The sequence below is a fragment of the Lysobacter sp. CA196 genome (assembly GCF_052078695.1).
Lineage (GTDB): Bacteria > Pseudomonadota > Gammaproteobacteria > Xanthomonadales > Xanthomonadaceae > Lysobacter.
In genome coordinates, this window is record NZ_JBQJIN010000010.1 from 45,884 (window position 1) to 66,664 (window position 20,781).

Below are 20,781 nucleotides of genomic sequence, written 5' to 3' on the forward strand. Positions count from 1 at the left end.
CGAGGCCGTACGCCATGCAGAAACCCGCCGTCACCCTCATGGTCAAGGCCGCCCGCGCCGCCGGTAACGTGTTGCTCCGCCACATGCACCGGCTGGATGCGCTGAACATCGTCGAGAAGGACCGCATGGACTACGCGAGCGAGGTCGACAACCTCGCCGAAGCGGAAATCATCAAGGAATTCCGCCGCGCCACCCCCGACTACGCCATCCTCGGCGAAGAAAGCGGCCCGATCGGCCAGGCCCGCTTCACCTGGGTCATCGACCCGCTCGACGGCACCAGCAACTACCTGCACGGCATTCCGCATTTCTGCGTGTCGATCGCCCTGTGCGAAAACGGCGAACCGATCCACGGCGTGATCTTCGACCCGCTGCGCAACGACCTGTTCACCACCAGTCGCGGCAGCGGCACCCAGCTCAACGAGAAGCGCGTGCGCATCGCCGAGCGCAAGGACCTCAACGGCGCGATGCTGATCACCGGCTTCCCGCCGCGCGAACGCGCGCGCACCAGCGCCCACCTCAAGTGCCTGGACAATCTGCTCGTCGACGCCGAGGACGTGCGCCGCACCGGCTCGGCCGCGCTCGACTTGGCCTACGTCGCCTGCGGCCGCGCCGACGCTTATTTCGAAGCCGGCGTGAAGCCTTGGGACATCGCCGCGGGCGCGCTGATGGTGCGCGAAGCCGGCGGCAAGATCTCCGACTTCAAGGGCCGCTCGACCGGGCCGATGGACAACCGCGGCCTCGCCCCGCGCCAGATCATCGCCGGCAACCTCAAGATCGCCGACGCCCTGCAGCACCGCATCGTCAACACCGGTTACGCGGCCGCGTTCGACTGAAGTTGCGCGCTATGCGGTCACGGAAAATCGCAGGCTAGGACACAGCCTCGGTCGGAACGCGATCGAAATCGACGACCGCATCGAGCCTTCGGGAGTCGCTTGACTGCGAGCGACTCCCCACTCCGCCGATCAGCTCGTAGCAGTGATCGCATAAGCGTCGCCGCCTCCACCGGCTCCGATTTCAACGCAGGCAGGATGCGGCTCACAGGATGCCCCGGTAACCGCCACAGCTTGTCGCCGCTCCAGCCAGGCCTGGAACATCAATACGCTCCACAAATGCGTGTGCCACTTGCGCTGACCCGCCAAGAACTCGCTCCACAACCCGCGGACGGCAGGAACATCGAAGTACCCTTCGCGGCGTAGCCGCGATTCGTCGAGCAAAGCCTCCGCCCAATCGCGTAAAGGGCCGCGCAGCCAAATCGCGATCGGCGCACCGAACCCCTTCTTGGTCCGATAGACCAATGCCGTGGGCAAGTAACGTTCCAGCATCTTCTTGAGGATGTATTTCTGTTCGCCGCGACGATACTTGAGGGAAAACGGCAACGACCAAGCGAACTCGACCACTGCCGAATCGAGCAACGGCGAACGCGTTTCCAGACCACAAGCCATGCCCGCCCGGTCGACCTTGGTAAGGATGCCATTGGGCAGATCCATTTGGAAATCCAGGAACTGGATGCGATCCACATCATCGCCGATCCGCAACTGGCTCTCCCGGTCGCCGAATATCGTGCCCGGCTCGCAGGCGCCAAGCACCACGGCGCCGGGGTCGCGCCAACGCGACACGCGCAGCAAATAGCTGTCTTCTACGTCATTCGCACTCAGCTCGGCGCATAACGCGCGAAATCCGCCCAAACGCGCGCGCTCCGCGCTGGCTCTGCCGCTACGGCGGGCGAGCCATCGCAGCGTTTCCGGCAACCGCGCATTCCAGCGCGCATTGCGCAGCGCACGACGATAGGCCGGATGACCGAAGAACAATTCGTCACCGCCGTCGCCGGTCATGGCCACCGACGCGCGCTCGGCAACGATCCCGCTGGCGATCAGGGTCGGCACCTGCGAGGAGTCGGCGAACGGTTCGCACCAGACCTCCGGCAGACGATCGATCATGCCCAGCACTTCGCGACCTGTGACGCGATGCTCGGTATGGCGGGTTCCCAGGGTACGCGCCACCGCGCGAGCCCAATCGCTCTCATCGTGGCGTTCATCGTCGAAGCCGATCGCATAAGTGTCCACCGGCATGGACGTCTGCGCTTGCATGATTGCCGCCACCAGCGACGAATCGGTGCCGCCGGAAAGGAACGCCGCGACCGGCGATTTCGCTTGCATCCGCGAACTTACCGCCTGCTGCAAGAGGATTTCCAGCTGATCGACCGCCTCATCCGCGACGATGTCACTGCGCAGCCTCACCGCTTCGATCAGGTGCTGGCGGGCGCACCAATGTTTCTGGGTATCGCGGACCGGATCGTGAGCAGCGTGGCCGGCACGCACCGCGACGGGATTCATGCACAGCAACGAACCCGACGCTAGCTTGAAGATTCCGCGATAAATCGAATGCGGCGCGGGGATGTAATCGTAGCGCAGCAACATGCTCAAGGCGTCGCGATCGATCGCTGCGTCGAAGCCGGAATACCGATACAACGCCTTGAGTTCGGAAGCATAGACGAAATCGCCTCCGCTCCAACCATAGTACAGCGGCCGCTTTCCTACCCGGTCGCGCGCCAGCCACAGGAGAGACTCGCTGCGGTCCCATAAACTCAGGGCGAACGCGCCGTTGCAGCGGCTGAGCGCGCGCCGCAAGCCCCAGCAGGAGATCGCAGCGAGCATCAACGCCGCATCGCAGGCATCGTTGGCTACCGCGCCCAACGCCGCAAGTTCGCGACGCAACGACTCGCAGCCATACAGCGTTCCGTCTAGACTGAGCAGGTAGCGTCCGCATGCCGATAGCATCGGCTGCTTCGGCGCGTTCGCGAAACGATGGCCGTGCCCGACTGCTAGCCCGGCCGCGACATCGCTCCAAACCGCATCGCCATGGCTGCCGCGGTGCCGCAAGGCCTGCACCATCGCGCTGACGCAGCCGTGCAGACGCTCCTCGCTCCAGCCCTCGCGTACTCTCCACAAACCGGCCAGCCCGCTCATGAGCGACCGCGCTGTTGCTTTCGGGTCGGGTTCGGACTCATCGCGTGGCTCCTACGGCGCGCGACGCACAAAAGCCGCGGCGGATGATTGGAATGACTTCGAGCGCGGACGCGGGCAGGTCCGACACCCTGCGGCAGGTGTAGCCACGCAGCGTGCCGGACAGACTCAGAAGCGGTACGCCAGACTCAGGGTGGCCTCGCTGGTCTTGATCTCGTCGGCGCCGGCCTTGCGGCGCAGGCCATTGCCGGCCTTGGTGAGGCCATCGACATCCAAACGCAGTGAGAAGCGGTCGTTGAAGTGATAGTTCGCGCCGACGCCTAGCGCAAGGATGTTGACGTCTTCACTGATCTTGCCTGCGCCGGATATCCGGTCGACCGGAGCGAACTGGTTGCGCGAACGACCCAGCGAAGCCTTACCGAAGAGCTCGAAGCGCTCGCCTATCGGCAGGATTCCGAGCGCGCTAATCTGCAACGACCGAGCATCGAAACTGCCGATACCGCGACGACTGACGTCGCCAAGTAGATCATGGTAGGAGCCTTCCAAGGCGAAATGGCGGTTGAAGCGATAGCCGCCGCCCAGCACGTAGCTGGTATTGGACTTGTGCTCGTCGCGTTTCTGTCCGGCAGGCACGCCCGAACGCTTGGCTTCCCACTGAGTGTTGGCCGCGCCGACGCCGCCAAAAATGTAGGCGCCTTCACGGTCGCCGCCATTCTGCGCATAGGCGCCGGTGGACAGGGACAATGCAAGCGCGGCGGCGCCGAGCGTAAACAAAAAACGAGACATGGGAGAACTCCGTTGTGAGGGGCAACGAAGCCATATTGCTGCAGGCGAAACCAGACTTCAGTAGAGCTTTCTCAGCGCATGCGTAACGGATGAGAGAGATCCGGTAACCGATTGTAACCGTCGCAAAATGCATGCTCGTGCCGAAAGCGCCGGCTCCAGACCCTTTGCCCCAAGTCTGCCAGCCCGCGCATTAGCGCGCGCGGCGCGAACCTGCCTGTAACTGCAGCACATAAAACAGGATGACGATCGCGCGGCGACGGCCGCTTCAGCGTATTGGCAGTCCGATACGGAAACAGGCTCCGCCCAATGGCGAATCGGCGACGGCGGCATAGCCACCGTGCTTCTGAGCGACCACCCGTACCAGCGCCAGCCCCAGGCCGAAACCTTCGGCGTGTTTGTGCAACTGTGTAAAGGGCTGGAACACCCGCCCGCGCTCGGCCTCGGGCACCCCCTCGCCGTCGTCTTCCACAAGCAGCACGTGCTGGCCAGCTTCTTCGGCGATGCTCACCGCCACGCGCACATGCGCATGGCGCAGGCCGTTGGCGATCAAGTTACACAACGCCAGCTCCAAGGCTTCGCGGTTTGCGTTGATCATCGCGACCGCGTGGCAGTTGAAACTTAGCCGCATCGGCGGCTCGGATTCGAACAGGTCGGCCAGATCGGCGAACAGCGACGCGACTTTGATCGGCCTGCGCTCGACGCTCACCACACGGCCGATCCGTGCGTAAGTCACACTTTGTTCAGCCAGATGTTCCAGGCGCTGAATGTCGCTTTCAAGCCCCTCTCGCACATGCCCACGCTCGCTAACCTTCGCCGTCGTGTCTAGCATCTCCAAGCCAAAGCGCATGCGCGCCAGCGGCGTCCGAATCTCGTGCGCCACCGCCTGCGCCAGAATGCGTTGGCTTTCCATCAACTGCTGTACCTGTCCCGCCATCTGGTTGAGCGCGTGACCGAGCGGATTGACCAGGCGCGTGGCCACTTCCGGCGCGCGCGCGCCGAGTTCCCCTGCACTGAGTGCGTCGGCAATGTCTCGCAGTTTGCGCAGATCGCGCCAGAACCGATAGACCAGAAAATACAGCGGCAACGCGACGGCGATAAAGAATATGGCGATCGTCACAATCGAGTCGATGAAAAACAGGTCGCTCCAAGGTACGCCGCGTACGCTAACGTCGTCGAAATCGCCCAGCGCGACTGCCAACATCGTACCGGGCAGACGCTGGAAGGTATGCGTCTCGTTCTCGCTTTCCATGACTAGCTCGCCGCGCAGCAGACGTTGCTGCTCCTCGGCGGTGAGCACGCTGCGCAGCGTCTCGACCTCCACCAGCTTTAGTGGATAAGCGAAGTGGCTGCGCAGTTCCTGAGTCAGCGCCGGCCAGTCTCGGTGCGGCGCCCCCAGATAACGCTGTTCGACCAGGTAATGAGTACCGCGCATCTGCGCTTCGGAATAGCCGCGGCTGTTCTCGGAGGTGACGAACATCCACACCGAAGCGATAGCGAACACAATCACGACGTAGAACAGCATCACTACCAGGTAATAGCGCACGAACAAACCGAAGTGGCCAGGGCGCGACTGACCGGCGAGTGTCTGCGACCAGGGTGGCCACCTGCAGCGCCGCTTCCTCGGGGGGGATCCGCCGTCACTCGGCGTATAGCCGCTCGGGTCGCCTGCGTTCATTCCCAGGCGGCCCGGTTGAACAGATAGCCCCTGCCGCGCACGGTCTTGATCCGTTCGGGCTCTTCGGCCAGATCTCCCAGCTTACGTCGCAGACGCGAGATACGCCCATCGATCGAACGGTCCAGACCGTCGAAGTTGATGCCACGCAAGTTGCGCAGCAGGTCGTCGCGGCTGAGGATCTGGCCGGCGCGGTCGGCCAACAGCGCTAGCAAGTCGAATTCTGCAGTGGTCAGCTCGATGCGGCGCTCGTACAAGGTCACTTCGCGCGTATCGCGCTCGATACACAATTGGCCGAAACGCAGAATGCTGCCGGTCTGGCGCGCAGCGCTGTCACGGCGCATATGCGCGCGCAACCGCGCCAGCAGCACACGCGGCTCGATCGGCTTACCGATGTAGTCGTCAGCTCCGAGCTCTAGCCCCAGCACCTGGTCGATGTCGTCGATACGCGCGGTCAGCATGCAAATGACACCGCCGTAACGCGAACGCACCGCGCGGCAAATTTCGAAACCGTCTTGCCCCGGCAGCGACAGATCCAGCAACACCACCGTCGGCGCGTGTTCGAGAATCGTGCCGACCGCCTGCGCGCCATCGGTCTCCACGACTACCAAGTACCCATGTTTGCGTAGATAGTTGGCGATCAGCGTGCCCAGGCGTTCATCGTCTTCGATGAGCAAGATGTCGGTCATAGCAAGGGCCTGGAGGAAAATAAACGGATGCACGGTCGATATCGCGGGCTTGGCTGGGATTAGCGCTATCAGTCGGACTCCGGCCATGACGGAATGTGAATTCGGTCAATTATTGACCGTCCAAGCGACTTTCAAGCCAACGCCTGACTCACTCTTCAGCTGAAAGTCGGACAATACGCTGCCTTCATTAAGCTTCGTGAATGCCTCGCCAGGCTCTGGCATCTCATCGGCGCTACACCGACAGGCACCGGGAAGTCCCGTTTCGGCGGGGCCTTCGATGATCGCCGAGGTAGAGTTCGGTTCCTGCAACTCGGCTTGGCTGCGCGGTCTCGGTCAAACCAACGACGTTATTGGCCGCCCCCCGCCGGATAGTCCCTACAGGCTCAGCGCCGCAATGGCAGCTCGACACAGCGGTGATGCATCCACGTTCGACAGAGGCCTATCGCAATAACGAGAACGCCGCGAAAGATCGCGGCGTTCTCGTTGCAGGCAGACTCATTCAGAACGCGGCCGTGTCGATGCGTATCCGTATGAAAGCAGGATCGACCAGGCGTAGGCCCCGTTCCTATCGGCGCGGACGCCGCTTCAAGGCGTCCGCGCCGTCACCACCCAGGTCGCACCGCCGACCGCGATGCCCTGATCGGTCGCGATCTCCGCCAAGGCCTCGCGGATCGCCACCGTCGCCAGCTCGCGCACTTCATCGGTCTGCGCCGCCAGCAAGCGCGCGATCGGCCCGACCCGGAACACCTGCGACAACGCGTCCTCGGTCATCGCTTCGCGACTGTCGCCGCGGCCGTAATAGAACGGCGCCTGGAACGGCTGCAGCTCCACCGCTTCGAAACCGGCCTCGCCGAGCACCCGCACCACCCGCTGCGGATCGCTGAACGCGAACGGCCCCGGCGCGTTGGCGTCGACTGCATCCTGCTCGACGATGCCGCGGATCGCATTCAAGGGCAGCACATACCAATCGTTCTCCGCCGGCGCTTGCCAACACGCGAACGCCAGGCGCCCGCCCGGCTTGAGCGCCTTGCGCAGTTCCGCGAAGGCCGCGACCGGATCGTCGAAGAACATCACCCCGAAACGCGAATACAACAGGTCGAAACTGTGCGGCGCGAACAACCGCCGGCTGGCATCGGCGAGCCGGAACTCCACCGGCAGCCCCAAGGCCTGCGCGCGCTCCTGCGCCCGCCCGACCAAGGGCTCGGACACGTCGACCCCGACCACTCGCCCGCCCGACCCGACCGCACGCGCCAGCTCGAACGAGGTCGCTCCCGCCCCGCAGCCGATGTCGAGCACCGCCTCGCCGGCTTTAGGCGCCGCCGCCGCGAACGCCGCCTGCCCATAGGCTGCGGTGCGCTCGTCCAGCCACTCGTTGTAAGTCAGCCAGCGCGCGCCGACCGGGCCGTTCCAGTCGTTGATCTGTTGTTGGTTGGTGGCGGTCAAGGTTCGCTCCGGTGTTCGGTTGCCGTTCGCTACAGGCTACGCCTGCACCGCAGCCAGTCTCAACGCCTCAGTTGAGCGCACGAGCCCCGCATCGGCATGCGTCGGGCAAAGAAAAAGGCCGCGCAATGCGCGGCCCTTTCCCTTGCTAGTGCCACGGACCGTTACGGACGGCGAGCCAGCGCCGCCTCGTCCTTGGCCTTCGGCAGCAAGTCCTGCTTGCTGACCTTGAGGATGCCCAGGGTCAACAGCGGGCAGGCGACGAAGATCGACGACAGGGTGCCGATGATGATGCCGAGCATCTGCGATTCGGCCATGCCGCGCAGCGAGCCGCCGCCGTAGATGTACAGGGCCACCACGGTCAGGAAGGCGACGAACGAGGTGATGACGGTACGCGACAGGGTCTGGTTGATCGACTTGTTGAGGATCGTCTCCGGATCGGCGCGCATCGAGCGGAAGTTCTCGCGGACGCGGTCGAACACCACGATGGTGTCGTTGATCGAGTAGCCCATCACCGACAGGATGCCGGCCAGCACGGTCAGGTCGAACTCGTGGCCGCTGATGGCGAACCAGCCGGCGACCACGATCACGTCGTGCAGGGTGGTGATGATCGCGGCGACCGCGAACTTCCATTCGAAGCGGAACGCGATGTAGATCAGGAAGCCGACGATCACGAAGATCAGCGCGTACAGGCCGTTGAGGGCCAGCTCCTTGCCGACCTGCGGGCCGACGAATTCGTTGCGCAGGATCTTGGCGTTGTTGCCTTCGCCCGACACCGCCTTCATCACCGCGGCGGCGGCGTGCGCGGTGGCCGATGCGGAGGCGTCGCCTTCGCGCGGCTGCAGGCGGATCAACAACTCGGTGCCCGAGCCGTAGGTCTGGACCTGGGCGCTGTCGTAACCGTCGACGGCCAGCTTCTCGCGCACCTGGTCCAGCGGTATCGCCTTGTCCAGGTGCACCTCGACCAGGTTGCCGCCGGTGAAGTCCAGGGCGAAGTTGAAGTTGCGGGTGAACATGGCGCCGATGGCGACGAACATGATCAGTGCGGCGACGGTGATCGACACCCAACGCAACTTCATGAAGTTGATGTTGGCGTCGTTGGGCAGCAGGGTCAGCGGGAAAATCTTCATGTCTGGGTTCTCCCGTCAGATCGCAATGGACTTGAGCTTGCGGCGCTTGCCGTAGATCAGCGTGGCGATGCCGCGCGACACGGTCACGGCGGTGAACACCGAGGTCAGGATGCCGACGATCATGGTGATCGCGAAGCCCTTGAGCGGGCCGGTGCCGAACATCAACAACGCCAGGCCCGCCAGCAAGGCGGTCATGTTGGAGTCGAAGATCGTGCCCGAAGCCTTGTCGTAACCGGTGGCGATCGCCGTTTGCGGCGGCATGCCCGCTCGCAGCTCTTCGCGGATTCGTTCGTTGATCAGCACGTTGGCGTCGACCGACATGCCGACCGACAGCGCCAGGCCGGCGAAGCCCGGCAGGCTCATGGTCGCGCCGACGATGGGCAGCGACATCACCGCGACCACCATCAGCAGGTTGAGCAGCAGCGCCAGACAGGTGATCAAGCCGAACATGCGGTAATAGATCAGGAAGAAGCTCAGCGCGAAGATGAAGGAGAACATCACCGCGGTGGTGCCGCGCTTGACGTTCTCGGCGCCGAGGCTCGGGCCGACCACGCGCTCTTCGACGAAGGTCATCGGCGCGGCCAGGGCGCCGGACTTGAGGTCGCGGGCCAGGCTGTTGGCCTCGTCGCGGCTCAGGCCGGTGGTCTGGAAGTCCTTGCCGAACACGCCCTGGATGGTCGAGGAGCTGATCACGCGCTCTTCCGAACGGGTGGTGCGCACTTCCTTGCCGTCGACGATCTGGGTGATCGGGATCTGTTCGACGTAGACGATGCCCAGGCGCTTGCCGACGTTTTCCAGGGTGTGGTTGAGCATGCGCTGGCCGCCGATGGCGTTGAGCGTGATGCTGACGCTCGGCTGGCCCTGCTGGTCGTTGCTCGGAATCGCGTTGACCAGCTGGTCGCCCGAGACCAGCAGGCGCTTGGACAGCAGCAACGGCTGCTTGGCTTCGTTGTAATAGACGCGTGCGTCCGGCGGCACGTTGCGGTCGCGCACGGCGGCCGCGGCGCTGGCTTCGTCGCCGACCACGGCGCGGAATTCGAGGGTCGCGGTGGCGCCGATGCGGCGCTTGGCTTCGGCGGTGTCCTGCAGGCCCGGCAGCTGGATCACGATGCGGTCGGTGCCCTGGCGCTGGATCACCGGCTCGGCGACGCCGAAGGCGTTGATGCGGTTGCGCAGAGTGGTCAGGTTCTGCTCGATCGCGTCGAGCGAGATGCGCTGCAGTTCCGACTGCGGAATCTCGAGGGTCAGGGTCTGGCCGTCGAGGCTCTGGGTCAGGGTCGGGAAGGCGGTGCGCAACTGCTTCTGCGCCTTGTCGGCATTCGCGCCGGAGGCGAGCGTGGCGACGATGGCCTCGTTGCCGCGACGCACCACCGAGGTATAGGACACGCTGCTGTCGCGCAGGGTCGAGCGCACGTCTTCGACATAGGCCTCAAGGCGCTTGTTGAGCGCCGCGTCCTGGTCCACCTGCATGGTGAAGTGGACACCGCCCTGCAAGTCGAGGCCGCGCGGCATCGGCTTGGCGCCGAAGGCCTGCAGCCAGTCCGGCACGGTCGGGGCCAGGCTCAGGGCCACCACATACTCGCTGCCGAGCTGCGGACGCAGCAGGTCGGCCGCGCGGGTCTGCAGGTCGGTGTCGGTCAGGCGCACCATCAGGTTGCCCTGGTTCTCGACCTGGATCGACTTCGAGGAAATCTGCGCCTTGGCGAGAATGCCTTCGACGCGCTTGGCCAAGGTCGCATCGACCGGGGTGCCGGTCGGCCGGGCCGCGGAGATCTGTACTGACGGATCCTGCGGATACGCGTTCGGCAGCGCATAAATCACGCTGAAGATCAGTACGACCAGGATGGCGAAGTATTTCCAGCGCGCGAAGGTCAGCATCGAGAACCCCTGCGGCAGCCTCCCCGGCCGCCGCGTCTATGTAAATAAAGGCGTGGCGTCGGCTCAGGCCGACTTCAAGGTGCCCTTGGGCAATACGTTGGCGATCGCGCCCTTCTGCACGCGGATGCGCACGTTGGCAGCGATTTCGACGGTGATGAAGTTCTCGCCGATGTCGGTCACGGTGCCGGCGATGCCGCCGTTGGTCAGCACTTCGTCGCCCTTGGCCAGCTTTTCGAGCATGCCGCGGTGTTCCTTCGCGCGCTTCATCTGCGGACGGAAGATCAGGAAGTACATGACGCCGATCAGGATCAGCGGCAGGACGAAGCCGCCGGCGCTGCCGAGAAAGCCGCCGGGAGCGGGCGCGCCAGCGGGCTGGGCGTAGGCGGGGGCGATCAGGAGGTCGAGCAGATTCATCGGAATGTCCTGGAGCGAAAAATAGCCGGGGATTATGCCACGGCTGGGTTGGAGTCAAGGCCGAAGCCCAAATGAGCCGCAGCGCACGCTTTACCGGGTGAGACTCCAGTCCTGCGGGGCGCTGCCCGCCGGCTTCGGTATCTCCGCCTGTTCACGCGCCTCGGGCGACCAGCCTCCGGGGCCACGGGGCCACGGGGCCACGGGTCCAGAAGTCCAGTGGTTCAGAGGTCCAGGTCTGGAGCGAGGACCGGCGTCGCCGCCGCCATGCGGCGGCGGCGGCCCGAGCCCCGCCGCTCTAGGCGCGTGCGGCGTAGAAAGACTCCCGGAAGGCGGTAAAGGTTCCCTGCTCGATCGCCTCGCGCATCTGCGCCATCAGGCGCTGGTAGTAACGCAGGTTATGCATCGTGCCGAGCATCGGCCCGAGCATCTCGTTGCAGCGGTCCAGATGGCGCAGGTAGGCGCGGCTGAAACCGTTGCTGCAGGCGTAGCAGTCGCAGCCCTCTTCGATCGGGCGCAGGTCGCGCTCGTACTTGGCGTTGCGCACGCGCACGGTGCCGCTCGGGGTGAAGTAGTGGCCGTTACGGGCGTTGCGGGTCGGCATCACGCAATCGAACATGTCGACGCCGCGTGCGACCGATTCGACCAGGTCCTCGGGGCGGCCGACGCCCATCAGATAACGCGGTCGGTCCTCGGGCAGCTGCGGGCAGGTGTGTTCGAGCATTTCGTTGCGCTCGGCCTCGGGCTCGCCGACGGCGAGGCCGCCGATCGCATAACCGTCGAAGCTCAGGCCCTTCAGGCCGGCCGCCGACTGGGTGCGCAGCTCGTGATGGACGCCGCCCTGGACGATGCCGAACAAGGCCGCATCGTTGCCTTCGTGGGCTTTCTTGGAGCGCTCGGCCCAGCGCAGGCTCAGTTCCATCGACTTGCGCGCCACCTCGACGGTCGCCGGATACGGCGTGCACTCGTCGAAGATCATGACGATCTCCGAATCCAGCACGCGCTGGATGTTCATGCTTTCTTCCGGGCCGAGGAAGACCTTGCTGCCGTCGACCGGCGAGGCGAAGGTCACGCCCTGCTCGGTGATCTTGCGCCGGTGCGCGAGCGAGAACACCTGGAAGCCGCCGGAGTCGGTCAGGATCGGGCCGTTCCAGCGGGCGAAGCCGTGCAGGCCGCCGTGATCGCCGATCACGTCCAGGCCGGGCCGCAGATACAGATGAAAGGTATTGCCGAGGATGATCTGTGCGCCGAGGTCGCGCACGTGCTCGGGCATGATGCCCTTGACCGAGCCGTAGGTGCCCACCGGCATGAAGGCCGGCGTTTCCACCGTGCCGCGCGGGAAGCTCAGGCGGCCGCGGCGCGCGGCGCCGTCTTGACCGAGCAGTTGGAAGGACATGCGGCTCATGCGCGTATTCCTTTATCTAATGGACGCATGGGGCGATGCGTGGGGTGGGATTCGTGTGGGGCATCCGAGCTAGGGCTTTCGCTTTGCTTGGCGGTGCGCGGAAGCTGGAAAGACGGTGGCGGAGTCTTGGCTTCGGGGTGTGGCGGCGTTGATTGGGGTATTGGAGCGGGAAGTTTCGCTTTGCTGGCGGTGCGCGGAAGCTGAAAAGACGCTTGTGGGGTCTCGGCTTCGGGTTGCGGCGGCGGGGGCTACGTCGCTTCGGTTGGCCACAGCAGCATGGCGTCCCCGTAGGAGAAGAAGCGGTAGCGCTCGCGGATCGCGTGCTCGTAGGCGGCGAACATCCGGTCCTTGCCGACGAAGGCCGAAACCAGCATCAGCAAGGTGCTTTCCGGCAGATGGAAGTTGGTGATCAGGGCATCGACCGAGCGGATGCGGTAACCGGGCAGGATGAACAAGCGGGTCTCGCCGGCGAACGGCTGCAACTCGCTTTCTTCGCCCTTGATGCCGCTATGGTGGCGGATCGCGCTTTCCAGCGCGCGCACTACGGTCGTGCCGACCGCGATCACCCGCCCGCCGGCGGCGCGGGTGCGGCGGATCTGTTCGACCAGGCCGGCGCCGACGTTGAGCCACTCGCTGTGCATGACGTGCTGGTCGAGGCTTTCGGCGCGCACCGGCTGGAAGGTGCCGGCACCAACGTGCAGGGTGACGTGGCCGAACTCGATGCCGCGCTCGCGCAACTGCGCCAGCAGGGCGTCGTCGAAGTGCAGGCCGGCGGTCGGTGCCGCGACCGCGCCGACTTCGCGCGCGAACACGGTCTGGTAGCGCTCCTGGTCGTCGCTGCCGGGCTCGCGCTGGATGTACGGCGGCAACGGCAGGCGGCCGGCGTGCAGCAGCCATTGTTCGAGCGACTCGGGCACGTGGAAGCGCAGGCGATAGAACTCGCCCTCGCGATCCAGCACCTCGGCTTCGCCGCCGGCATCGAGGGCGATGCGTGCGCCGGCCTTCGGCGATTTGCTGACGCCGATCTGCGCGCGCGCCTCCATGCCGCCGAGCAGGCGCTCGATCAGGATCTCGACCCGGCCGCCGGTGCTCTTCTGGCCGAACAGACGCGCCGGGATCACCCGGGTGTCGTTGAACACCAGCAGGTCGCCGGGCTGCAACAACTGCGGCAGCTCGCGAAACACGCGGTCCTCGCGCGGCGCCGGCGCCGGCGGTACCACCAGCAGGCGGCTGGCCGAACGCTCGGCCAAGGGCGCCTGGGCGATCAGCTCGGGCGGGAGTTCGTAGTGGAAGTCGTTCTTCTTCAAAGGGAACCGAAGTAATTAAGCGCGAAGCGCCGTAGCCACCGAAGCCGGCGAAAACCGGTGGGGCTGACGGACGGGACGAAACCGGGCGACGACGTAGGCCGGACAAGGTTTCGGAGAGGGGCCATTATCCCGGGTATGGGGCGGGATCGGCAAAAGGCCGGTTTTGGAGGGTCTGGCAACCTGGGGCAAATCCCCCCTGCCCCCCTTTTTCAAAGGGGGGGGGAACAGCCCGGGCTTCGGGGAGGTTTCGGGTATCCGGGCAGCTCAGTGCCCGGGCGTTCCGGCGTTCGGGCGGCGCGAACCCGGGATGGAACGGGCCAAGCTTCGGGCACGTGCTATCGAGCTGCCAAGGGGCGCGCAGGCGCTCCGGAGTCGCCGCGCTGCCTGGCGCCCTACAACCAGCCGTTCTGGCGGGCGCGGCGATAGGCTTCGATGCGATTGCTGCTGTCGAGCTTGCCGATCGCCTCGGACAGGTAATTGCGCACGGTGCCCTGGCTCAGGTGCAGGCGTTCGCCGATCTCGGCGGTCGACAGGCCTTCGCCGGCCAGGCGCAGGACCTGGCGCTCGCGCTCGGTCAGCGGGTCTTCGTCGCTCCAGGCGGCGACCGCGAGCTGCGGGTCGATCGCGCGGCCGCCGCGGTGCACCTGGCGCAGGGCTTCGGCGAGTTGCCCGGCCGGGGCGTCCTTGAGCAGGTAGCCGCGCACGCCGGCGTCCATCGCCCGGCGCAGGTAGCCGGCGCGGCCGAAGGTGGTGACGATGACGACCCGGGTCGACATGCCGGAATCGCGCACGCGCATCGCCAGGTCGATGCCGGTCATGCCCGGCATTTCGATGTCGGTCATGATCAGGTCGGGCTGGACGCGCTTGACCGCTTCCCACGCCGCCGCGCCGTCGCCGGCTTCGGCGACGACCTCGATGTCGGGTTCCAGGTTCAACAGCGCCGCCAGCGCGCCGCGCACCAGGGCCTGATCTTCGGCGAGCAACAGACGGATCATGCGATACCTCGTTCAAGCAGGGCCGGCGTCGGCGCCGGCGCGGAATTTGCGGCCGGCGCGGCCAGGCGGCGGGCGACGACCAGCGCCTCGCGTGGCACCAGCAGGCTCAGGCGCGTGCCGGCGCCGTTCGGGCTTTCGATTTCGACGGTGCCGCCGACCGCACGCAAGCGTTCGCGCATGCCGGTCAGGCCATGGCCTTCGTTGGACACGCCACCGCGACCGTCGTCGGCGATCCGCAGCACGATGCCGCCACGCGGGTCCTGGGTGAGTTCGACATCGACCCGGCGCGCGCGCGCATGCCGCATCACGTTGGTCACCGACTCGCGCAAGGCCAGGGCCAGCGCGGCTTCGATGTTGAGCGGAATGTCGATGGTCGCCAGCTTGTGGTCGAGGCTGATCTCGCCGCTCAGCAGGGCCAGCCGCGCGGCCGCGAGTTCGGCCTGCAAGCCGTTGGCGCGGATGCCGGCGACGGCTTCGCGGACCTGGGTCAGGGCTTCGCGCGCGACCCGTTCGACTTCGTTGATCTGGGCGTGCGCGGCGGCGGTGTCGTGTTCGAGCAAGCGCGCGGCGAGCTGCGATTTCAGCACCACCACCGACAAGGTATGGCCGAGCAGATCGTGCAGGTCGCGGCCGATGCGTTCGCGTTCGGCCAGGCTGGCCAGGCGCTTCACTTCGTCCTGGGTCAGGCGCAGTTCGGCATGGCGGCGCTCGCGGTTGCGCGCGGCGACCACGCCGGCGAACACGATCGCGCCGACCAGCAGATTGATCAGGAAGGTCGACAGCGGCATCGCTTCCCTCGGCACCAGCAGCATGAACTCCACGCCGAGCAGCGCGAACAGCAGCGCGGCCAGGGCGACGCCGCGCCACAGCGGCAGCAGGCTGGCGATCATGCCGGAGGCGAAGATCAGGTAGGTGGCGCCCCCGCCGCCGAACGGAATCACCGCGTAGCCGATGCAGGCCACCGCGAGCAGCAACCACAGGCGCAGCTTGGAACCGCTGCGGTAGAACGCCCAGTACAGCGGCAGGAACAGCAGCACCGAGGTCACCGCCGCGGTCACCACCCACCACGGCACCCGCGGCCAGAAGAACAGCGGGATGAACACGAAACTCAGGTACAGCAACGAAGCCAGGTGCCAACCGAGCAGGTTGTCTTGGGCATCCATCGTGGGCGGCGGCAAGCGCATGGTCGAGCTCCTTCAGGTCGGCAAGACCTCGGTGGCGATGCGGTCCGGCGCCGGTCCGGACCGCATCGGCGTAGCGGACTTTAGCGGAGTTCGACCGCTTCGATCTCGAACGCGAACGGACCCGGCTCGCCGCCGGCGCCCAGCACGATGCCGCGCAGGTTGCCCAGGTCGACGCCGGCCATGCTCGCCAGCGGCACCCGCACTTGTTGCCACTGTGCGCCGACCGAGAGCTGCTGGATGCCGGGCGGGCGGAGCATGTCGGTGCCGGAGAACACCATCACCGTCAGCTTGCGGCCATCGCCGCGCACCCGCAGGCTGAACTCGCTGACCTCGCGCGCGTCGACCGAAGCCAGCGGCGCCGGACCCGGCACGAACATCAGCCCGCCCCAGGGCTGGGCGATGCCGGCGACGACGTCGCCCTTGGCCGCGAGCGTGGCCGCCTTGCCGCCTTCGGCGACCGTCTCCAGGTGCGAGCGCGACTTGCCGCCGACGTAGAGATCGTTGGAGGCGACCCAGCTGGCGCTGGGCTTGTCGCCGGCGAACAAGGCGATCTTGCCCGGCTTGAGCTTCGGCAGCGCGCTGTCGATGGTGCGCTCGACCGGGTAGCCGTTCTTCCAGATCGAACGGATCGCACGGGTGGCGGTGATGTCGGTGGTCGGGTCGCCGTCGACCAGGATCATGTCGGCGCGCAAGCCGCGGGCGATGCGGCCGCGGTCGTCGAGGCCGAAGCTGCGCGCCGGCACCGCGGTCGCCGCACTCAAGGCCTGCACCGGGCTCAACCCGGCCTGCACCAGCAATTCGAGTTCGCCGTGCTCGCTGGCACCGTGGGTGGTGCCGGGGTTGCCGGCGTCGGTACCGGCGAGCAGAGGCACCCCGGCCTCGTGCAGGCGGCGCACGTTCTCCAGGGTGTTGTTGAACTTCTGCTGGGTCAGGAATCCGCTCGGGAAGCTGGCGGCCAACTGATCGCGTTGCTGCGGGCGCAGATACGGCGTCAGGCGTTCGTCGCCGGCGACGCGCTTGCGTGCGGAGCCGTCGAAACCGTAGATCGACGACATCACCGTCAGGGTCGGCACCACGAACGCTTTGCGCTGCTTGATCGCCGCGACGAGTTTCGGATCGTCGAGCAGGTCGCCGTTGATGTGGACCAGGCCGTCGGCGCCGGCATCGATGGCCAACGCCGCATCGGAGGCCTGCGACACGTGCACCATGGCCATGCGCTTGCGCGCGTGCGCGGCCTTGATCGCCGCCCGCAGCGAGGCCTCCGACAAGGTATTCAGGCGCGCCTTGCCGCTATCGTCGAGCAAACTCTCCAGCACCAGCTTGATGTAGTCCGAGCCCTCGGCGATGCGCGCATCGACGAAGGCCTGCGCCTGCGCCGGGTCGTCGAGCGTCGCGATCGGCATGCCGTACTGGGTGCCGTGCCCGCCCTTGGCGGTCACCAGGGTGCCGGCCGACCATAGATCGGCCTTGCCGGTCTTGGCGCGGCTTTCGCGCTCGGCGCGCGCCGCCGCCAGGCCGTGGTGGTCGCTGAACATGTCCAACTCGGTGGTCACGCCGAAACGCAGCGCATCGCTGCGCGCCTCGCCCCAACTGTGGACGTGCGAATCGATCAGGCCGGGCAACAGAGTCGCGCCGTTGCCGTCGACCAACGGCACACCGGCCGGCACCGATACGTCCGCGCCGACCTCGGCGATCAGGCCGTCGCGGACCAGCACGGTCGCCGAGGGCAGCACGCGCTCACCGTCGAATACGCGCACCTGGCGGATCGCGAACGAGGCCGCCGGCAGCGCCGCCTTGGTGGCGGTCGCGGCCGACGCATGCGCGCCACCGGCACCATCGGCGGCGACCGCCGCGCCCGAGCCCAGCAAGGCGCCGAGCAACAGGCCGACGGCTTGGGTGTGCACGGACGATTTTTCCATCTTCATGTTCTGCTCCATTCGGTGGCGACGGCTGCGGCGCGGCCATCGGGGGACTCTGCGGCGCTGGCGGCAACGGCCGCTCGCGACCGCGATAAGAGGACGTCGCACGGCCAAGGCCGGACCGACAGGCCGGCCTGCGCGGCGGACAATACGAGCGCGGCCGGAGCCAGGCACGTCGAGGGCTGGCCCGCGGTCGCGGCGACGACGCCATGGAAGGGATGGATCGCGCTCATCGGCTGGCTCCACGGCTTCCGGCAGGTGCGCTCACTGTCGTACTCGGCCGTTCGCCGGGGCAGTGGGCGAGATCATTCATCCCCGGTGACAAGCGTCACGCCTGCCGAAGAGCCGAGCCGCGCAGTGGGGGTTATCGGCGCGATCCGGACATGGTAGACTCGTATAAATTATTGAATTGAAACGAAAAATCATCGAGAAGCGGATGCGCCACGCAAAATTCTTGCGCGCACTGCGGCCGAGATCTTTCGTTGTTTCTTACGTTGTACGGGTGTGAGAGATGGCGCTTGGCGGCATTGCCGCTGCAACTGCGAGAGTCCAGCCGTGAAGGCGGACCGGTCTCCCATGTGATGAAGCCTTCGGCCTCGGCCGAAAACTGGAGAGGCCGCGCACGCCGCCGGCCTGTGGAGATTGACGATGAACAACCTGCTCAGCCAACTCGCGCCGCTGCGCGCTCACGCCGGCAAACGCCGCACCATCGGCCTGGACGACGACACCGTCGCCCGCTTCGCCGTGACCCACCCCGAACTCGGCGAAGCCATCGCCGCGGCCGCGGCCGAGTACGCGCTGATCCGCGACCTGCACGCCGACCTGCTCGACCTCGACGAGGACGCGCAGATCCAGGCGGTCCAGGCCGGCTACGTCAATTTCTATCCCGACGATGGCGTCAACCCCTACATCGCCCTGACCGCGCGCGGCCCCTGGGTGATCACCCTGAAGGGCGCGGTGCTGCACGACTCCGGCGGCTACGGCATGCTCGGCTTCGGCCACACCCCTTCGGCGGTGATCGCGGCGATGGCCAAGCCGCAGGTGATGGCCAACATCATGACCCCGTCGCTGTCGCAGCTGCGCTTCGAGCGCGCCCTGCGCGGGGCCATCGGCACGACCCGCGGCGGGTGCCCGTACGAGCGGTTCTTCTGCCTCAACTCCGGCTCGGAGTCGGTGTCGCTGGCCGCGCGCATCGCCGACGTCAACAGCAAGCTGATGACCGACCCGGGCGCACGCCATGCCGGTCGCGTCATCAAGCGCGTCGTGGTCAAGGGCAGCTTCCACGGCCGCACCGAGCGCCCGGCGCTGTACTCGGACTCCTCGCGCAAGGCCTATCAGCAGCACCTGGCCAGCTTCCGCAATGAAGACTCGGTCATCACCGTCGAACCCTACGACGTCGACGCGCTGAAGAAGGTGTTCGCCGACGCCGACAGCAACGGCTGGTTCGTCGAGGCGATGTTCCTGGAACCGGTCATGGGCGAAGGCGACCCGGGCCGCGGCGTGCCGCCGGCGTTCTATGCCGCCGCCCGCGAGCTGACCCGCAACCACGGTTCGCTGCTGCTGGTCGATTCGATCCAGGCCGGCCTGCGTGCTCACGGCGTGCTGTCGATCGTCGACTACCCGGGCTTCGAAGGCCTGGAAGCGCCGGACATGGAAACCTATTCCAAGGCGCTCAACGCCGGCCAGTACCCGCTGTCGGTGCTGGCGGTCGGCGAACGCGCCGCCTCGCTGTACCGCAAGGGTTTGTACGGCAACACCATGACCAGCAACCCGCGCGCGCTCGACGTCGCCGTCGCCGTGATGGAGCACGTCACCCCGGAACTGCAGGCCAACATCCGCAACCGCGGCGCCGAGGCGATCGAAAAGCTGGAGAAGCTCAAAAGCGAACTCGGCGGCCTGATCACCAAGGTCCAGGGCACCGGCCTGCTGTTCTCGTGCGAACTCGCCCCGCAGTTCAAGTGCTACGGCGCCGGCTCGACCGAAGAATGGCTGCGCGAACGCGGCATCGGCGTGATTCACGGCGGCGTCAACTCGTTGCGCTTCACCCCGAACTTCACCATCGGCAGCGACGAGATCGAACTGCTGGTGTCGATGGTCGGCCGCGCCCTGCGCGAAGGCCCGCGCGCGCACCAGGCCGTCGCGGCCTGACGGCCGCCAGCTAGGAGCGTGTGTGGAGAAGTAAGGAGCGAGCAACAGCTGCTTCTCGCTTCTGCCCTGGCTCGCTCCTCACTCCTCTTCGCTCATTTCCAGGGAACCACAATGATTCGTTTGTCGAACAAGGACACCGGCGCCGACATCGGCGAGATCAGCGAAGAGGAATTGCAGATCCTCGTCGCGGCGCTGGAAGAAGAAGACAGCAAGGACCAGAACTACTTCATCGACCACGCCACCGTCGACATGATCGAAATCGATCATCTCAACGCAGGCTCGCTGATCACCGTGCTGCGCGCGGCCATCGGCGACAGCGACGGCGTCGAGATCCAGTACGTCCGCACGGCCTGAGCCTCGGCTCATGCGGTACGAAAGAGGCCGGGCGACCGGCCTCTTTTTGTTTGCGCCCTGCGCTCGCGTGGGATCTGCCCGACAAGCAACAGCAACAGCAAATCCCCCGCGCCTACGGCGCCGCCCCCTTTCCAAAGGGGGCACACGACGGGCGCCATCGCGAGGCCGCCGCGCCGCTGCCACATTCCAACCGGATGGGTTCCCCCCTTTGGAAAAGGGGGGCCAGCGGGGATTTGCTCTTGCCCTCACCTACCGCACAAGCAACAGCAACAGCAACAGCAAATCCCCCGCACCGCTTCGCGGCGCCGCCCCCTCACCCAAGGGGGCATACGACGGGCGCCATCGCGAGGCCGCCGCGCCGCTGCCACGTTCCAACCGGATGGGTTCCCTCTTGGAAAAGGGGGGGCAGCGGGGATTTGTTCTTACCTCCAATGCCCGCGAAAGCAACCGCAATAAGAGCAAATCCCCGCGCCCTCAACAAAGGGGCAAAGGCAGATCGA

The 20,781-nt window shown here is 66.2% G+C and carries 16 protein-coding genes; 3 read left to right on the forward strand and 13 right to left on the reverse strand.

Annotation, left to right across the window (positions count from 1 at the left end; genetic code table 11):
* The first annotated feature begins 14 nt into the window (after positions 1-14).
* The gene (locus tag ACTOWK_RS11265; protein ID WP_031372947.1) at positions 15-833 is read left to right on the forward strand and encodes an inositol monophosphatase family protein; all 819 of its coding nucleotides are present in this window, start codon (positions 15-17) and stop codon (positions 831-833) included.
* 129 nt (positions 834-962) lie between these two features.
* On the opposite strand, the gene asnB is transcribed toward ACTOWK_RS11265, so the two are convergent.
* The 13 genes from asnB to ACTOWK_RS11330 all read right to left on the reverse strand — a co-directional run bounded on the left by asnB (position 963) and on the right by ACTOWK_RS11330 (position 17,785).
* Complete coding sequence (gene asnB / locus ACTOWK_RS11270; protein WP_441330265.1) at positions 963-2,966, reverse strand: asparagine synthase (glutamine-hydrolyzing); 2,004 nt, start codon at positions 2,964-2,966, stop codon at positions 963-965.
* Between the two features lie 165 nt (positions 2,967-3,131).
* Complete coding sequence (locus ACTOWK_RS11275) at positions 3,132-3,749, reverse strand: porin family protein (protein ID WP_441330266.1); 618 nt, start codon at positions 3,747-3,749, stop codon at positions 3,132-3,134.
* A gap of 265 nt (positions 3,750-4,014) precedes the next feature.
* A complete protein-coding gene (locus ACTOWK_RS11280) occupies positions 4,015-5,292 on the reverse strand; it encodes an ATP-binding protein (protein ID WP_441330267.1) in 1,278 nt (425 codons plus the stop codon).
* A gap of 128 nt (positions 5,293-5,420) precedes the next feature.
* A complete protein-coding gene (locus ACTOWK_RS11285) occupies positions 5,421-6,110 on the reverse strand; it encodes a winged helix-turn-helix domain-containing protein (RefSeq protein WP_441330337.1) in 690 nt (229 codons plus the stop codon).
* Between the two features lie 585 nt (positions 6,111-6,695).
* Positions 6,696-7,553 carry a class I SAM-dependent methyltransferase gene (locus tag ACTOWK_RS11290; protein WP_441330268.1) on the reverse strand — a complete coding sequence of 286 codons (858 nt, stop codon included), beginning with the start codon at positions 7,551-7,553 and terminating at the stop codon, positions 6,696-6,698.
* Positions 7,554-7,714: 161 nt separating this feature from the next.
* Positions 7,715-8,680, reverse strand: a complete 966-nt coding sequence (gene secF / locus ACTOWK_RS11295) for a protein translocase subunit SecF (protein WP_441330269.1) — start codon at positions 8,678-8,680, stop codon at positions 7,715-7,717.
* 15 nt (positions 8,681-8,695) lie between these two features.
* The gene (secD, locus tag ACTOWK_RS11300; protein ID WP_441330270.1) at positions 8,696-10,558 is read right to left on the reverse strand and encodes a protein translocase subunit SecD; all 1,863 of its coding nucleotides are present in this window, start codon (positions 10,556-10,558) and stop codon (positions 8,696-8,698) included.
* A 63-nt stretch (positions 10,559-10,621) separates the two neighbouring features.
* Positions 10,622-10,972, reverse strand: coding sequence for a preprotein translocase subunit YajC (gene yajC, locus ACTOWK_RS11305; protein ID WP_031372943.1), 351 nt, complete (start codon positions 10,970-10,972; stop codon positions 10,622-10,624).
* 295 nt (positions 10,973-11,267) lie between these two features.
* Entirely contained in the window at positions 11,268-12,374 is a 1,107-nt protein-coding gene (tgt, locus tag ACTOWK_RS11310; RefSeq protein WP_441330271.1) for a tRNA guanosine(34) transglycosylase Tgt, read from the reverse strand.
* A gap of 248 nt (positions 12,375-12,622) precedes the next feature.
* Positions 12,623-13,681, reverse strand: a complete 1,059-nt coding sequence (gene queA, locus ACTOWK_RS11315) for a tRNA preQ1(34) S-adenosylmethionine ribosyltransferase-isomerase QueA (protein WP_441330272.1) — start codon at positions 13,679-13,681, stop codon at positions 12,623-12,625.
* A 392-nt stretch (positions 13,682-14,073) separates the two neighbouring features.
* Positions 14,074-14,676: a response regulator transcription factor gene (locus tag ACTOWK_RS11320; protein WP_031372940.1), complete on the reverse strand. Its 603-nt coding sequence runs from the start codon at positions 14,674-14,676 to the stop codon at positions 14,074-14,076.
* Entirely contained in the window at positions 14,673-15,860 is a 1,188-nt protein-coding gene (locus tag ACTOWK_RS11325; protein ID WP_441330273.1) for a histidine kinase, read from the reverse strand. Before ACTOWK_RS11325 ends, ACTOWK_RS11320 begins: the two co-directional genes overlap by 4 nt.
* 80 nt (positions 15,861-15,940) lie before the next feature.
* On the reverse strand, positions 15,941-17,785 hold the full coding sequence (locus ACTOWK_RS11330; RefSeq protein ID WP_441330274.1) for a CIA30 family protein: 1,845 nt from the start codon (positions 17,783-17,785) through the stop codon (positions 15,941-15,943).
* 642 nt (positions 17,786-18,427) lie between these two features.
* Between ACTOWK_RS11330 and ACTOWK_RS11335 the strand changes: the two genes are divergently transcribed.
* Together ACTOWK_RS11335 and ACTOWK_RS11340 are read left to right on the forward strand one after the other, a co-directional pair.
* Complete coding sequence (locus tag ACTOWK_RS11335) at positions 18,428-19,927, forward strand: aminotransferase class III-fold pyridoxal phosphate-dependent enzyme (RefSeq protein WP_441330275.1); 1,500 nt, start codon at positions 18,428-18,430, stop codon at positions 19,925-19,927.
* A gap of 111 nt (positions 19,928-20,038) precedes the next feature.
* The gene (locus ACTOWK_RS11340; protein WP_031372935.1) at positions 20,039-20,281 is read left to right on the forward strand and encodes a hypothetical protein; all 243 of its coding nucleotides are present in this window, start codon (positions 20,039-20,041) and stop codon (positions 20,279-20,281) included.
* The last annotated feature ends 500 nt before the right edge of the window (positions 20,282-20,781 follow it).

Excerpts from the sequence above, each read along its gene's own strand:
- ACTOWK_RS11265 (WP_031372947.1), top strand. The coding sequence starts at position 15 with ATGCAGAAACCCGCCGTCACCCTCATGGTCAAGGCCGCCCGCGCCGCC.
- asnB (WP_441330265.1), bottom strand. The coding sequence starts at position 2,966 with ATGAGCGGGCTGGCCGGTTTGTGGAGAGTACGCGAGGGCTGGAGCGAG.
- ACTOWK_RS11275 (WP_441330266.1), bottom strand. The coding sequence starts at position 3,749 with ATGTCTCGTTTTTTGTTTACGCTCGGCGCCGCCGCGCTTGCATTGTCC.
- ACTOWK_RS11285 (WP_441330337.1), bottom strand. The coding sequence starts at position 6,110 with ATGACCGACATCTTGCTCATCGAAGACGATGAACGCCTGGGCACGCTG.
- secF (WP_441330269.1), bottom strand. The coding sequence starts at position 8,680 with ATGAAGATTTTCCCGCTGACCCTGCTGCCCAACGACGCCAACATCAAC.
- secD (WP_441330270.1), bottom strand. The coding sequence starts at position 10,558 with ATGCTGACCTTCGCGCGCTGGAAATACTTCGCCATCCTGGTCGTACTG.
- yajC (WP_031372943.1), bottom strand. The coding sequence starts at position 10,972 with ATGAATCTGCTCGACCTCCTGATCGCCCCCGCCTACGCCCAGCCCGCT.
- tgt (WP_441330271.1), bottom strand. The coding sequence starts at position 12,374 with ATGAGCCGCATGTCCTTCCAACTGCTCGGTCAAGACGGCGCCGCGCGC.
- ACTOWK_RS11320 (WP_031372940.1), bottom strand. The coding sequence starts at position 14,676 with ATGATCCGTCTGTTGCTCGCCGAAGATCAGGCCCTGGTGCGCGGCGCG.
- ACTOWK_RS11325 (WP_441330273.1), bottom strand. The coding sequence starts at position 15,860 with ATGCGCTTGCCGCCGCCCACGATGGATGCCCAAGACAACCTGCTCGGT.
- ACTOWK_RS11330 (WP_441330274.1), bottom strand. The coding sequence starts at position 17,785 with ATGAAGATGGAAAAATCGTCCGTGCACACCCAAGCCGTCGGCCTGTTG.
- ACTOWK_RS11335 (WP_441330275.1), top strand. The coding sequence starts at position 18,428 with ATGAACAACCTGCTCAGCCAACTCGCGCCGCTGCGCGCTCACGCCGGC.
- ACTOWK_RS11340 (WP_031372935.1), top strand. The coding sequence starts at position 20,039 with ATGATTCGTTTGTCGAACAAGGACACCGGCGCCGACATCGGCGAGATC.